Below are 12,958 nucleotides of genomic sequence, written 5' to 3'. Positions count from 1 at the left end.
CGTCGACTCGTCAGAAGTTGTCGCCGAGCTGCTCGCGGAGCTGCGCGAGGGTCTTCGTGAGCAGACGCGACACGTGCATCTGCGAGACACCCACGCGCTCGGCGATCTGCGTCTGCGTCATGTTGCCGAAGAAGCGCAGCAGGACGACCGTGCGTTCACGGGCCGGAAGGGCCTCGAGCAGCGGTCGCAGCGCCTCGTGGTTCTCGACCTCGTCGAGCGCGGTGTCGTAGTCGCCGAGGGTGTCGGCGAGGGTGAGCCCGTCGTCGCCCGACGGGGACGACCGGTCGACCGACACCGTCTGGTAGGCGTTGCCGGCCACGAGACCCTGCAGCACCTCCTCCTGATCGATGCCGAGTTCCTCGGCGAGCTCGGAGGCGGTGGGCGCGCGTCCGAGGCGCTGGGAGAGCTCGGAGGTGGCCTTGCTCAGGGACAGATGCAGTTCCTTCATGCGCCTCGGCACACGAACGGCCCAGCCGGCGTCGCGGAAGTGCCGGCGCACCTCACCCATGATCGTGGGGACCGCGAAGGAGACGAAATCCGAGCCGCGTTCGGGGTCGAACCGGTCGACCGCGTTGACCAGGCCCAGACGCGCCACCTGCAACAGGTCCTCGAAGGCCTCACCACGGCCGTCGAAGCGTCGGGCGATGTGCTCGGCGAGCGGAAGACACCGCTCGACCACTTCGTCGCGGATGCGGACACGACCGGGGTCGTCCTCCTCGAGGGCGAGGAGCGTTCTCAGCGTTTCGGTGACGTCGGCATACTCGTCGCTCGACCTACCCGTGTTGCGCGTCACCGATCGGCGCTGCCTTCGGCGATGGACATGTCGATCGTGGCGCGCGAGTCGTCGCTGGTCACCGAGATGGACTCGGTCAGCGAGTTGAGCACGTGCCATCCGAAGGAGCGCGGCTGCCCGATCGCGGATGCGTCGTTCGTCGGGGCAGACAGGCTGATGTGCAGCAGCGGAAGGGCCGCCCGGAAGGAGCAGGCCAGAACCGCGTCCTCGGGAGCGCCCATGATCAGCCGTGTGGCCGCTTCGTCGACGGCGAGCTTCACGTCCGCCACGGTATCGAGGTCGAAGTCGTGCTGCAGCGCGATCGCGGCGGCTACCGCTCGGAGCACTGCGAGCTGATCGGGATGGGCCTCTACTCGGAGTTCGACTACCGGGGGATTGTGGTCGCGTGCCGATTCGATCGACGCGGATTTTGCCATGAGCCTGATGTCTCCAGTACGGGGAGTGGGGGTACGAGCGGGTCGTGTCTGTCTGGTCGTCGGAGAGATTACCCAGATACCGCGAATTCAATCCATCCGCCGTGACCTGGGCGGGGGTTGGCAACACGCCCGAAATGCACGTTCGACGTGTTGAGTGCCCATGGCCGGTGGACTACTGTTGGGGACAGGTTGAGCACACAGCCGAGAACACGGAAGCGCCATCCCTTGCGGGAGGGTTCCGATCGGTCACCGGTTGTGCCTGTCTCGTCGGTCGCGCTTCCTGCAATTTTCGATGTTGGGAAGTGCTATGACAGTTCCTCAGCGAATTGCCGCACAGGTCGATTCCGCCCCTTCCACGTGGTCGGCTCAGCCGATCAGGTCCGACATTCCCGCACAGCGGGTCGTCGGGGCGGAGTTCAGTGCTCAGAGGATCGAACCGGACCTCGTCTGGATCGACGTACGAGGTGAGATCGACATCCGTAACGCACACGCTCTGCACGCGTTCACCCACCGGCAGCTCGAAGAATCCATCCGTATGGTCGTCGATCTCGGAGCAGTCGAATTCTTCGGTGCGGCGGGGTTGTCGGTCTTCGACGATCTCGACGAACGGGCGCGTGCCCTGAATGTCCGCTGGGCCTTGCTGAGTGGGCGGCCGGTGGAACGGCTGCTCCGGGTCGCCGATGCGGCCATCGCCGCCAAGGCCTGCAAGACACGTGAAGCAGCGCTCGCTGCCGTCGCTCCTATGACCTGAGGGACTCGGGGAGAGCCGACTACGCGGCGTGGCACGCAATCCGCTACGCCCCTCCATACCGTTGCCGTTCGGGATACCCGGGCGGCAACGGTTCGTTCGGGGCCACCTCCGATACACCGATCGGCCCGACCTGCCCGTTTCGTCACTTCGACCCGGGGGAACCCGCTGGTGAACCCGAGGAGGTCGAGATGAGCACGAACGACTGGATTCTGCTGGTGATAGCGGTGGTCGTCGCGTTGGTGGTGCTGGCCGTGCTGGTGTGGACGCTTCGCAACCGGCGTGCCGAGCGACGGCGTGCCGAAGCCGAACGTCTGCGTCGCAGCGTCGAAGAGAACAGGCCCGGTGTCGAACAACGGACCGCGTCGGCCGAACGCACCGAAGCGGAGGCCCGCCGCGTCGCGGCGGAAGCCGAAGCCAAGGCAGCCGAGGCCGAGCGGCTGCGTGCTCGCTCCGAGGACGAACGCCGTACCGCCGAAGCGGCCCGCGCCGAACTCGACGAGCGTCGTCGCCGTGCGGAGGAACTGGATCCCCGTTCCGCAGAGCGTGCCGATCGCGGTGACCACCGCGGGGAATCGGCTCCGGGAACGGCAGGTTCGCCGACGTCGAACTCGGTGCCCGGCGGCGAGGACCGGATCGGCGATGCCGGCGGGGCGGGTGCGCACCGGAACGATCAGGACTTCCGTCGCTGATCGTTCCGGCGCATGTGCCGAGTTCGACAGGCGCTACTGCACACCGGTCCGTGCGGTCCGGTGTGCAGTACGCCGAACCGGCACACACCGCTCGTAGGCGCGAAGGGTGTCCTCCGCCACGCGATCCCAGGTGTACCGGGCGAGCACGCGGTCGCGTCCGGCGATCCCGAAGGTGGCGCGTGTCGTCGCATCGGAGAGGAGCCGGCACGCGGCTGCCGCGACGGCCTCGGGGGAACGGGTAGGCACGAGAAGACCGGTGGCGTCGTCGAGCACGGTATCGAGCATTCCTCCGGAAGCGGTCGCGATCACCGGGCGACCACACGACATCGCCTGCAGGGCGAGCATCCCCGACGGATCGTGCCAGGGAGTCGAGACCACGGCGTCGGCGGACAGAAGCAGACCGGGCATCTCGTCCCGACCGACATCGCGTCGGATCCGAACGCGTCCCTGCACACCGCGTACGCGCGCGAGCTTCACGAGACGGGACTTCTCCTGCTCGTCGGATCGACGCGACAGGTACGGGGGAGCGGGATGCGCAGCGATGACGAGTTCGGTATCGGGAATGCCCGCCAGCGCTTCGATGACGATGTCGAACCCGGAGCCCGGCTCGAGAGGGCCGGCTGCGAGCAGACGATGCTTGCGGGTCCTCGTGGTGTCGGGAGCGGCGGCGGTGCTGTAGTGCGCGGCGTCCACTCCGCTCGGCACAACTGTGGTCCGCGTGCGGGGGAGGCCCATGCGCGCCAGTTCGAACACCTCATCGGAACTCGTCGCGATCATGCGCGTCGCGCCCCGGGCGATAAGTCGCTCCAAGCGGATTCGGTCGCGCGCGGATGCGTCCATCGCCGTCTTCTCCCGGATGCGGTGCTCGACCGTGCCGAGGGAGTGAAAGGTCTGAACCGTGGGAATACCCAGCGAACGGGTGGCGAGCTGGGTGGCCAGACCCGACAGCCAGTAGTGGGCGTGGGTGATGTCCGGTGGCCGCTGACGCCACTCCCGATCCAGAAAGCTCCCGAATTCCCCCATTGCCGAGGCGGTTTCGTCGGGGCGCAGCGGGGACGGCGGTCCTGCCGGTACCTGCACCACCTCGTATCCGCCGGGGGTGGAGATCCGGTCGGGGCCGTCGCGGTCCTCGCGGCGGGTGTAGACCACCACCTCGTGGCCGGCCCCGGCGAGGGCGGAGGACAGTTCGGCCAGGTGGACGTGCAGTCCTTGCGGCGGCGCACCTGCGTGCGCGCCGTGACCGAGCAGGGGATTCACTTGTCCGGCAACCATCGCGATCTTCACCACAGCGGTATTCCCGTGTGTGGTGGGGGATAAACCGGTCACGTCGCGCGGTACGAACCGAAATACGCTGCTGTCCCGCCTGTTCGTTCGTGTGGGGCCGGTGGCTCCGGCCGCTCCGGCCGCTCCGGCCGCTCCGGCCGCTCCGGCCGCTCCGGCCGCTCCGGCCGCTCCGGCCGCTCCGGCCGCTCCGGCCGCTCCGGGCCGGGACGACCGGGCGTCGGATCAGATGATGGCGCGGGCGGAGATGGTGGCGTAGACGACCATCAGCACCAGCAGTACCCATCCTGCACCCTGCCAGATCGGCCAGCGACCGCCGCGCTTCCACGTGCGGTAGGCCGTCAGCAGTGCGCCGAGTCCGCCGAGCAGGAGCACGAGTGTGGGTCCGAAGACCAGGATCTGGCGGGCGGGATCGGTGCACACCGCGAATGCGGCGTCGCTGCAGTCCTGTCCGGAATTCGTGCCCCAGAGGATGGCGACGCCCATCACCACGAGCGCGGCGACGATCACGCCCCCTGCGTACATCGTGGCCTTACGGGCCGTGCGGGGGTCGTTCCAACGTTTCTCCACATCCTGGGTCATGGCTCTCCTCACGTCGAAGGGCGCGCATGCGCAGCGACCGGCGCGGTGCCGGGCGCGACTCCACCTTCGGGTACCCCCGAGCAGGTCGCTCAATCGAGATGTGCAGTGGGTCGCTCGGTCGGGGACGGGAGTGGGTCGCCCGATCGGATTCGTTGGTGAACAGTGAGGAACAGGTGATCGAAACGGCCGCGGAACTCTTCGAGGATCCCGGGGGTGGTCGAGATCTCGTGTACGAGCCGTTCGGCGAGTGCGCGCAGCTTGACGTTCGTCTCCTGGGAACGCCACGCCAGGATCTCGAACGCGCGCTCGGCCGGGATCGTGTATGCCAGCATGAGAGCACCCTTGGCCTGTTCGATGACGGCGCGGGCGTCCGCCAAGGACGACATCGCGGCGTCGACCGCTGCCCGCAGGTCCTCCTCGAGGGCATCGGTCAGGTCGAGATAGAACCCCGACGTGCCGAGAACCGTGCCGTCGTCGTCCACGAGGCGATCGCCGATCACGACGACATGCCTGACCGTGCCCCGGGTGTCGACGATCCGGTGCCGGCTGCTGAAGGGCTCACCCGTGGTGCGTACGGAGGTGAGGAGGGTCGCAATATCGTCCCGGTAGTCGGGGTGCTTGTGCCGGAGGACGAGCTCGGTCGTGGGTTCGACGGTGCCCGGTTCGTAGCCGTGTATGCGGGCGACGGAAGCCGACCATTCCCACGAGTCGTCGGTCGACAGGTACCGGAAACTGCCGACGTGCCGGGAGACGTCGTCGGCGAGGATCCGGCTCAACGCTTCATCGGTGGGCGAATCGGTCATAAGAATGATTATGCCGTTACTCCCACAGGATGTTTCAGACCCCGGAGGTACGGATGAGAGATGTTGCGTCCGTTACGACCGGATCATGTTCCTCGGTGCGTTTGTTCGGTTTCCGTCTCGGGTACTGCTACCCGGCCGGACGGTCCGGCGTATGGGACGGATCGAGGTGAGATCGTGCGATTGTTGAGTCTCGTGGTCCTGGTCTGGTTGATCATCGGTGCGGTGGCGGCCGGTCAGCGCGGCTACTTCAGCGACTCGGACCAGAACTGCAGCAGTCTCGCGACGGTGGCGGTCACGGTGGTGGCCGGGCCGCTCAACTATGCGGGCGTCAATCCCGAGATCGAGTGCGAGGTGCCGCAGCCGAGTCAGTAGGTCTGCATTCCTTCGGGTCTGCAGCTCGTCGAGGTTCAGGGCACGCGGGTCCCTTCCCGGTAAGCGTTGGAGAGGGACCCGCGGCCCGGCTTTCGGTGGCCCGACTTTCGGTGGCCTAGTTTTCGGAGGCCGCGACGTGCGCACCCGAGGTGGCCCGCAGGTCGTCGAGGAAGGTACGCGACCAGCGGGCGACGTCGTGCTCCATGACGTGCGCGTGCATGGTCTTCATGCGCCTCTTCCGTTCGGCGGGGTCCTCCTCGATCGCCTCTACGATCGCGCGCTTGACGCCTTCGAGATCGTGCGGGTTGACGAGGAGGGCGCGACGGAGTTCCGCTGCCGCCCCGGCGAATTCGCTGAGCACCAGTGAACCGCTGCCGTCGCCGTGGCAGGCGACGTACTCCTTGGCGACGAGGTTCATGCCGTCGCGCAGGGGAGTGACCAGCATGACGTCGGCGCCGGCGTACATCGCGAGGAGTTCGTCGCGGTCGACCGAGGCGTGGAGGTAGTGGACGACGGGCGAACCGAGGCGGGCGAACTCGCCGTTGATCCGGCCGACTTCGCGCTCCACCTGGTCGCGGAGTTGTGCGTACGCCGTCAACCGCTCGCGACTCGGCGTGGCCAACTGCACCATCACGACCTTCTCGGGATCGAGGGTGCCTTCGGCGAACAGCTCGTACAGAGCCTCGAGGCGTACGTCGATTCCCTTGGTGTAGTCGAGACGGTCGACGCCGAGCAGCATGACCTCCGGATCGCCCAGATCCCTGCGGATCTCGGCAGCGCGCTCTCGAATGTCCTTGTCTCCGGAACGTTCCCGGAGCTGCGCGGCGTCGATGGAGATCGGGTAGGCGTCGACGCGGACCTGCCGGTCGCCGAGATCGATGGTGCCACCGGACGAGGTCCCGCGCGGTGCCGGGAGTCCGAAGAGCCGGTTGGCGAGGTAGACGAAGTTCTGTGCCCCACCGGGGAGATGGAAACCGACGAGATCGGCGCCGAGCAGACCGTCGACGATCGCCTTCCGCCACGGCAACTGCAGGAACAGCTCGGTGGGCGGGAAGGGGATGTGGAGGAAGAAGCCGATGGTGACGTCGGGCCGGAGCTCGCGCAGCATCCGGGGAACGAGCTGGAGCTGGTAGTCGTGCACCCACACCGTCGCCCCGGGGGCGGCGGCGCGGGCCGCGGCCTCGGCGAATCGCTTGTTGACTGCGCGGTAGGTACGCCACCAGCGGCGATCGAAGGTGGGTGGGATGAGCGCGTCGTGATAGAGCGGCCACAGGGTGTCGTTCGAGAAACCCTCGTAGTACTCCTCGACCTCCTGGGCGGACAACTCCACCGGATACAGCGAGAGTCCGTCCTCCTCGAAGGGTTCGACCGTCACGTCGGGAGTGCCGGGCCAACCGACCCAGGCACCGCCGCTTGACCTCAGGACGGTCTCCATGGCGGTCACCAGACCGCCGGGGCTGCGTCGCCAGACCGGCGGACCGCCGTCGGTCGGCGTCTCCAGATCCACCGGCAAACGGTTGGCGACCACGACGAAATCGTCGGAGTTCGTTTCGTTCATAATCCCGCCTTCTTGAAACTGCCTCACGGCGAACCAATCCCAAATGTTCGAAATCGACTACTTCTTGTTATCAAGGCGGGTAGGTGGCCGCAAACCGCGAGCGCTGCTGTGGGCCGTCGACCAGCGGTTCTTCGGAGATCAGCTTTCGCTCGGGACGGGAGCGGCCGGGTTGTCGAACATTTCGTCGATGCGCTTCTTGATTTCCGCGGTACTGAATCGCACGCCCTGGGGGAGGGCCGCGGAGGGAGAGGTAGTGGCGCCGGTAACGGGGCTCTGCTCGAGCATCGTCGAGGTCCTTTCGACAAGCAGGTGGGGACGGACCGAGACCTCTGCGGTCGCGGTCGGTGAGGGAAAGAGGATCGGCCGGCGTGGTGCGCGGCCCGAGGAACTCAGCTCGCGGGGTTCGCGGCGAAGAGGTCGACGAGTGCCTTGCAGAATGCCGGCAGGTCGCCGGGATTGCGGCTCGAGACGAGGTTGCGATCGACGACCACCTCCTGATCGACGACATTTCCGCCGGCGTTGCGGATATCGGTACGAACGCTCGGGTACGACGTGAGGGTGCGGTCGCGCACCACGTCGGCCTCGACGAGTGTCCACGGCCCGTGACAGATCACCCCGACCGGACGCCCGGAGGTGACGAACTCCCGCACGAACGACACGGCCTTGTCGTCCTGGCGCAGCTGATCGGGATTCGTGGTTCCACCGGGAAGCACCAGGCCGTCGAAGTCGCCGGGGGCTACCTCCGAGACGAGGTGATCGACGGTGTACTTCCCTGCGGCGTTGACGTCCTTCTCCATGGCCTGGATCTCGCCCTGCTCGATCGAAACGAGTCGGACGGTGGCGCCCTCGTCCTCGAGAGCTTTACGCGGCTCGACGAGCTCGACCTCCTCGACTCCGTTCGTCGCGAGAATTGCGACGGTCAGTCCGGACAGTCGTGCCCCATCGGCGGAATTCATGTTCGTGTGTCCTTTCTCGGCTGCTGTCAGAACTACCCGGCTCGGGTGGGCGTGAAACGCGGGCTCTCACGCCTTCTTCCACCCGCGGCGTCACCTGGGGGAGAGGTTGCCGGTAGCGGGGCCCTCCAGCAGAGCGCCGTCGGCGGCGAATCGGGAGCCGTGCAGCGGGCAGTCCCACGACGACTCCGCGTCGTTCCACCGCAGGATTCCGCCGAGGTGCGGGCAGACCGCGCTCACACGGTGCGTCCGGCCGTCGACCGTGGACACGCCGACGGGACGTCCGCAACTGCGTACCACCTGTCCCTGTCCTTCTTCCGGCTCCGATCCGGAGGACGTCGCGGCCTGCAGCCAGCCCTTGGCCATGTGCAATGCGACGGTGGCATTGAGCTTGGCTGCGGTGGGAGTGCCGGTCACCAGTTCGGTGCGCCAGGCCGCCATGGCGGGCGCCCACGCCTCGACCTCGGGATCCGGCGACTCCGAGAACCGGGACGCGATGATGTGGGCCGCCGCGACCCCGCCGGTCATGCCCCATTTGCCGAAGCCGGTCGCCACCCAGATCCGGTCGGCGCCGGGCAGGACGGGCCCGACCTCGGGGAGGCTGTCCATGTTCGTGTAGTCCTGCGCCGACCAGCGGTACAGCTCGTGGGCGCCGGGGAACGTCCGCTGAGTCCACCGCAGCAGGTCGTCGTACGCGGAACGGGTCGAATCGTGCCGGCCGACGACGTGCCCGTTGCCGCCGACGAGCAGCAGCCGGTCCGCCGACGAGGACGTTCCCACCGCGGAGGCGGTGCGGAGCGATCGGGTGGGACTGTCGGCGGACAGGAACATCCCCTCCGGAGGCCCACCGGGCACCTCGACGGCGATGGAGTACGAGCGATCGGGTTCCAGACGGGCGAAGAACGCGCCACGGTCGAGGATGGGGATGCCGGTCGCGAGTACCACGCGATCTGCACGGATGTCGCCGTCGTCGGTGCGGACGATGCATCCTGCGTCCTCGGTGTCCACGGTCTTCACGCGACGCCCGACGAACACCTCGGCGCCGACCGTGCGTGCCCGGTCGACCGCCGTGAACAGTATGGGCATGGGATCGACCTGCACCTGGTCCGGGATGGTGACCGCCGCGGCCACGCCGAAGGGCAGGGGGATCTCGCCGACCCGTTCGGCCGGCAGTCCGGCGGCGCGGCAGTGGTGGTACTCCGCATCGATCATGCTCACATTCGAGGGGTCCTGCGCATAGGTATAGGCGTCCGCACGATCGAAGTCGAGTCCGTGCCGCGTGCAGAAGTCGACCACCCACCGTTGCGCCGCGAGGGTGCCGTCGACGTATCCCTGACGGATCGCCCCGGAATGTCTGCGGCCGATCTGCGACAGGCGCGTGCCCTGCAGGACGCTCACCTTGCCGGTGGTGTTTCCGGTGGTCACGGCCCCGATGTCCCGAGCTTCGACCACCGCGACGCGCAGTCTCCGTTCGGCGAGGAGCAGGGCGATCACGGTGCCCGTGATCCCGGCACCGACGACCACGACGTCGTAGCGCTCCCGGCGGGCCGTCCAGTCGTCGTACAGCTCGGTCCGGTCGTACAGCGCAGTCCGGTCGGACATCGCGGTCCGTGAAGCGCGATCCCGCCAGAGGGACACCGTGGTCTCGGTAGGCATACGCGCTGGTTACCCTCCCCGACCGGGTCGGTAAACGGGTCCTGTAAGAGGGCGTAGCACCCGACTTTTCCGGTTCGTTGCCCGAAACCGGGTGTTTCGATTCCGGACAAGCGTGGGTAAACCGCAGTACCACGCCTCGTAAGACGAAAGAAATCAACCGGTTTCGTGGGGTGATCCACGGGAGGTTCCAGTGCTGTCTTCGGAGATCGACGACTTCGGTGGATGTGAGGGCGTCAGCCGCACCCACCGAGGCGGTAGCGTGCGCTCCCGAGTCGTTCGGGGCGCGGTGCGTGCACTCGCGAAGCCGGTCGTCGGGGCATGGATGGCCCGGCCGGACCTCGCGTGGCCACTGTCGGTCGTCGACGGCGCTGCGTCCCTGCTCCCCAAGCCCTCCGGGGCGCAGTACGTGGACGTCGACCTGGGCACGTGCAGTGCCGAGTGGATCCGCGCGGAAGGGCGATCGACCAAGCGCGCGGTGCTGTATCTCCACGGCGGCGCTTTCCTGATGTGCGGACTGAACACTCACCGTTCGCTCGCCGTGAGCCTGTCGGATCGCGCCGACGGCGCGGTTCTCAGCGTCGACTACCGGATGCTGCCGAACGCTCCCATCGCGCACGCGGTGGACGACGCGGTACGCGGTTACGAGTGGTTGTGCGAGAAGGGTTATCGGGGAGAGGACATCGTCATCGCAGGCGACTCCGCCGGTGGATACCTGTCGTTCATGACGGCCCTGGCCATCGCGGAATCCGACCTGCCCCGCCCGGCCGGAATCGTTGCGCTGTCGCCGCTGGTCGACCTCGATTCGGATCGTCGCGCCGAACACGACATGCAGGCAGCCTGCCCCATGTTCCCCGGATCGGCGGTGCAGTCGCTCGTGCGCTATATCGAGGGCACTCATACCCGCCTGACCGTCGACGGGGAGCCCGGACCACTGATGTGCCCGCTGGACAACGACCTCAGTGTGCTGCCCCCGGTGATGATCCACGCCGGTCACGACGAATTGCTGCGCAGCGACGCCGAATCCATGGCTCGGGCCGTGCGGGAGGCCGGCGTGAGCTGCGACCTCCACTTGTGGCGACACCAGGTGCATGCGTTCCCGATCTTCGCCGACAGTCTTCCCGAGAGTCGGCGCGCGCTTGCCGAGGCCGGCAGGTTCGTGCAGTCCGTGACGGACACGGCCGGTCGTACGGAACGGTCCGTCGTGACGCCGATTCCCGGCTTCGTCTCGAATTCCGCAGTGGCCTGAGAGCCGCAGTGGCCTGAGAACCGCAGTGGCCTGAGAATCGCAGAGCCTGAGTCTTTTTGACGGTCGGGACCGCTCGGTCACGGCGTCCGTGACCGAGCGGGATCCGAGCCTACTGCTGCGAACTGTCCGAGTGGGCGAACTCCAGAGTGCCGAGATCGGCCTCCGCCACCTCGAAAGGCATCGTCAGCACGGTCGCGGTCGCCCACCCCTGACACACGAGAACGGCGTCGCTGTCGTTGGATTCGTCGAGTTCGACCGCCCGGAAGGTGATCGGCAGGGCGCGGGAGATGTCGCCGTCGTCCTCGACCTCCCCGATCTCCGCCTGGACGGCACCGAACTCCGCCAGCGGGGCGCTGCGCAATCCGCGCAACTCGTGGACGGGTATGTCGGGGATGTTGACGTTGAGAACCGCACCCGGACGGCTGTGTTCGATCGCCCAGTCGAGAGCGCGACGTGCCACCAGTTCGGCGGTCTCCCATTGCGAGGGAGCGGTGCCGTTGAGCGAGAACGCAACTGCGCGAGCGCCGTGGCTGGCAGCGGTCAGCGCCGCACCGACCGTGCCCGAGTGCAGGATCGCGTGACCGGTGTTGGGACCCAGGTTGATTCCGGACAGCACGATGTCCGGTGCCGTCCCGAACGCGCCGTACGAGGCGAGGAAGGTGATCAGCGCCGGAGAGGCTTCCACCGCATAGGATTCCACCTCGGGCAGGTCGTCGAGCGGGCGACGGCTCAGCAGGAGCTTTCCTTCGTCCTGGAGAGCGGTCAGCGATGCACTCGCACCGCTGCGCTCGACATGGGGCGCCGCGACCTGCACGTCGAGACCTGCTTCGACGGCGATCCGGGCGAGCAGCGCCAGACCGGGGCTGTCGATGCCGTCGTCGTTGACGATCAGTGCTCTCATGAACGCTTCCCCTTCAACTTCCGGACCTCCACCTTCTCGGCCATCTTCTCGACCGCGGCTCGATGTCCCGTCGCCAGCCCGCGACGCGTGACGTTGACCGCGCCTGCTGCGGCGCCGAGACGCAGCGCGTCCTCGAACTTCGCGCCCGCGGCATAGGCCGACGCGATACCCGCTGTCATCGAATCACCGGCGCCGTGATGGTCCACCGTCTGCACCGAGGGCGCCTCCACCTCCCAGATGGTCCCGTTGTCCAGTGCGATCGCCGGATCACCGGCCCGCGAGATCACCACCGACGCGGCACCTTCGTCGTGGAGACGGTGCATGGCCTCGACGAGATCGTCGAGGTCCTCGGACTTCGCGCGACCGTCCTCGATGAGATCCTCGTGGCTCACCTTCAGTACGGTCACCCCGCCTTCGAGGGCCGCACCGAGGGTGGGGCCGGACAGATCGGCGACGACCGGGATGCCGAGGGCGCCCAGATCCGAGCACAGTCGCGTGTACACCTCGGTCGGCACGGCGTCGTCGCAGTGCGGTCCACCCAGCATCGCGACCTTCGCGCACATCGCGGACGCCAGCGACGCGCTGAACAGATCATCGGTTTCGTGCCGGGTGAGCGTGGGCGGATCGATCTCCACGATCTCCTTCCGTTCGCCCTCGCGACGGTCGTGGATGTAGGAACCGTTGGGCGATGCGGTCTCCACGGCGTGCACCGTCACGCCTTCGCGGTTCATCATGTCGACGAGGATCGTGCCGGACTCGCCGCCGAACGGTCCGCACAGGTGCACGTCCATTCCCAGGGTCGATGCCATGCGGCCGATCCAGAATCCCTGCCCGCCGGGGTGGACGTGCAATTCGGTGCTTCCGTCGGGTGCCTTCTCGAGTGTCACCGTGAGGAGCGGGGACGGTGCGAAGACGAAGGCGTACGGGTTCGAGGAGGGGGTGTTCTCGGCTTCCATG

General features: G+C 67.5%; 15 protein-coding genes. 4 read left to right on the top strand and 11 right to left on the bottom strand.

The window, feature by feature from the left end:
* Positions 1-10 precede the first annotated feature (10 nt).
* Both ACNJ7K_RS04830 and ACNJ7K_RS04825 read right to left on the bottom strand, forming a co-directional pair.
* Positions 11-793: a SigB/SigF/SigG family RNA polymerase sigma factor gene (locus ACNJ7K_RS04830; protein WP_120280109.1), complete on the bottom strand. Its 783-nt coding sequence runs from the start codon at positions 791-793 to the stop codon at positions 11-13.
* Positions 790-1,209 (bottom strand): ATP-binding protein, encoded by a 420-nt coding sequence (locus ACNJ7K_RS04825; RefSeq protein WP_026061321.1) that lies wholly within the window; start codon positions 1,207-1,209, stop codon positions 790-792. The genes ACNJ7K_RS04830 and ACNJ7K_RS04825 overlap by 4 nt, the downstream gene beginning before the upstream one ends.
* Positions 1,210-1,516: 307 nt before the next feature.
* Between ACNJ7K_RS04825 and ACNJ7K_RS04820 the strand changes: the two genes are divergently transcribed.
* The gene (locus tag ACNJ7K_RS04820; protein WP_120280108.1) at positions 1,517-1,960 is read left to right on the top strand and encodes an STAS domain-containing protein; all 444 of its coding nucleotides are present in this window, start codon (positions 1,517-1,519) and stop codon (positions 1,958-1,960) included.
* Between the two features lie 188 nt (positions 1,961-2,148).
* A complete protein-coding gene (locus tag ACNJ7K_RS04815) occupies positions 2,149-2,649 on the top strand; it encodes a hypothetical protein (protein WP_487041290.1) in 501 nt (166 codons plus the stop codon).
* Positions 2,650-2,682: 33 nt separating this feature from the next.
* Here ACNJ7K_RS04815 and ACNJ7K_RS04810 read toward each other — a convergent pair whose 3' ends face one another.
* The 3 genes from ACNJ7K_RS04810 to ACNJ7K_RS04800 form a co-directional block, all read right to left on the bottom strand.
* Positions 2,683-3,936, bottom strand: a complete 1,254-nt coding sequence (locus ACNJ7K_RS04810; protein ID WP_487041289.1) for a glycosyltransferase — start codon at positions 3,934-3,936, stop codon at positions 2,683-2,685.
* A 219-nt stretch (positions 3,937-4,155) separates the two neighbouring features.
* Positions 4,156-4,512: a hypothetical protein gene (locus ACNJ7K_RS04805; RefSeq protein WP_019291150.1), complete on the bottom strand. Its 357-nt coding sequence runs from the start codon at positions 4,510-4,512 to the stop codon at positions 4,156-4,158.
* A gap of 89 nt (positions 4,513-4,601) precedes the next feature.
* Positions 4,602-5,315, bottom strand: coding sequence for a PAS and ANTAR domain-containing protein (locus tag ACNJ7K_RS04800; protein ID WP_487041288.1), 714 nt, complete (start codon positions 5,313-5,315; stop codon positions 4,602-4,604).
* A gap of 171 nt (positions 5,316-5,486) precedes the next feature.
* Between ACNJ7K_RS04800 and ACNJ7K_RS04795 the strand changes: the two genes are divergently transcribed.
* Complete coding sequence (locus ACNJ7K_RS04795) at positions 5,487-5,687, top strand: hypothetical protein (protein ID WP_120283592.1); 201 nt, start codon at positions 5,487-5,489, stop codon at positions 5,685-5,687.
* A gap of 115 nt (positions 5,688-5,802) precedes the next feature.
* On the opposite strand, the gene ACNJ7K_RS04790 is transcribed toward ACNJ7K_RS04795, so the two are convergent.
* From ACNJ7K_RS04790 to ACNJ7K_RS04775, 4 genes are all read right to left on the bottom strand, one after another.
* On the bottom strand, positions 5,803-7,245 hold the full coding sequence (locus tag ACNJ7K_RS04790) for an alpha,alpha-trehalose-phosphate synthase (UDP-forming) (RefSeq protein ID WP_487041287.1): 1,443 nt from the start codon (positions 7,243-7,245) through the stop codon (positions 5,803-5,805).
* A gap of 138 nt (positions 7,246-7,383) precedes the next feature.
* Positions 7,384-7,530 carry a hypothetical protein gene (locus ACNJ7K_RS04785; protein ID WP_174246999.1) on the bottom strand — a complete coding sequence of 49 codons (147 nt, stop codon included), beginning with the start codon at positions 7,528-7,530 and terminating at the stop codon, positions 7,384-7,386.
* Between the two features lie 104 nt (positions 7,531-7,634).
* Positions 7,635-8,201, bottom strand: coding sequence for a type 1 glutamine amidotransferase domain-containing protein (locus ACNJ7K_RS04780; protein ID WP_120280103.1), 567 nt, complete (start codon positions 8,199-8,201; stop codon positions 7,635-7,637).
* A gap of 90 nt (positions 8,202-8,291) precedes the next feature.
* Positions 8,292-9,854, bottom strand: coding sequence for an FAD-dependent oxidoreductase (locus ACNJ7K_RS04775; protein WP_487041286.1), 1,563 nt, complete (start codon positions 9,852-9,854; stop codon positions 8,292-8,294).
* 190 nt (positions 9,855-10,044) lie between these two features.
* Between ACNJ7K_RS04775 and ACNJ7K_RS04770 the strand changes: the two genes are divergently transcribed.
* Complete coding sequence (locus ACNJ7K_RS04770) at positions 10,045-11,100, top strand: alpha/beta hydrolase (RefSeq protein ID WP_120280101.1); 1,056 nt, start codon at positions 10,045-10,047, stop codon at positions 11,098-11,100.
* A 109-nt stretch (positions 11,101-11,209) separates the two neighbouring features.
* On the opposite strand, the gene surE is transcribed toward ACNJ7K_RS04770, so the two are convergent.
* Both surE and ACNJ7K_RS04760 read right to left on the bottom strand, forming a co-directional pair.
* The gene (surE, locus tag ACNJ7K_RS04765) at positions 11,210-12,001 is read right to left on the bottom strand and encodes a 5'/3'-nucleotidase SurE (protein ID WP_120280100.1); all 792 of its coding nucleotides are present in this window, start codon (positions 11,999-12,001) and stop codon (positions 11,210-11,212) included.
* Positions 11,998-12,957 (bottom strand): 1-phosphofructokinase family hexose kinase, encoded by a 960-nt coding sequence (locus ACNJ7K_RS04760; protein ID WP_120280099.1) that lies wholly within the window; start codon positions 12,955-12,957, stop codon positions 11,998-12,000. The genes surE and ACNJ7K_RS04760 overlap by 4 nt, the downstream gene beginning before the upstream one ends.
* Position 12,958 lies beyond the last annotated feature (1 nt).

This window comes from Rhodococcus shunpengi (genome assembly GCF_048381395.1).
In the GTDB taxonomy this organism is placed as follows: domain Bacteria; phylum Actinomycetota; class Actinomycetes; order Mycobacteriales; family Mycobacteriaceae; genus Rhodococcus.
Note: the sequence above shows the minus strand (reverse complement) of the source record. Positions and strands in the feature narration are given on the sequence as shown.

Coding starts and splice junctions, on each gene's coding strand:
- ACNJ7K_RS04785 (WP_174246999.1), bottom strand. CDS start 7,530: ATGCTCGAGCAGAGCCCCGTTACCGGCGCCACTACCTCTCCCTCCGCG.
- ACNJ7K_RS04800 (WP_487041288.1), bottom strand. CDS start 5,315: ATGACCGATTCGCCCACCGATGAAGCGTTGAGCCGGATCCTCGCCGAC.
- ACNJ7K_RS04790 (WP_487041287.1), bottom strand. CDS start 7,245: ATGAACGAAACGAACTCCGACGATTTCGTCGTGGTCGCCAACCGTTTG.
- ACNJ7K_RS04775 (WP_487041286.1), bottom strand. CDS start 9,854: ATGCCTACCGAGACCACGGTGTCCCTCTGGCGGGATCGCGCTTCACGG.
- ACNJ7K_RS04820 (WP_120280108.1), top strand. CDS start 1,517: ATGACAGTTCCTCAGCGAATTGCCGCACAGGTCGATTCCGCCCCTTCC.
- surE (WP_120280100.1), bottom strand. CDS start 12,001: ATGAGAGCACTGATCGTCAACGACGACGGCATCGACAGCCCCGGTCTG.
- ACNJ7K_RS04805 (WP_019291150.1), bottom strand. CDS start 4,512: ATGACCCAGGATGTGGAGAAACGTTGGAACGACCCCCGCACGGCCCGT.
- ACNJ7K_RS04760 (WP_120280099.1), bottom strand. CDS start 12,957: ATGGAAGCCGAGAACACCCCCTCCTCGAACCCGTACGCCTTCGTCTTC.
- ACNJ7K_RS04780 (WP_120280103.1), bottom strand. CDS start 8,201: ATGAATTCCGCCGATGGGGCACGACTGTCCGGACTGACCGTCGCAATT.
- ACNJ7K_RS04815 (WP_487041290.1), top strand. CDS start 2,149: ATGAGCACGAACGACTGGATTCTGCTGGTGATAGCGGTGGTCGTCGCG.
- ACNJ7K_RS04825 (WP_026061321.1), bottom strand. CDS start 1,209: ATGGCAAAATCCGCGTCGATCGAATCGGCACGCGACCACAATCCCCCG.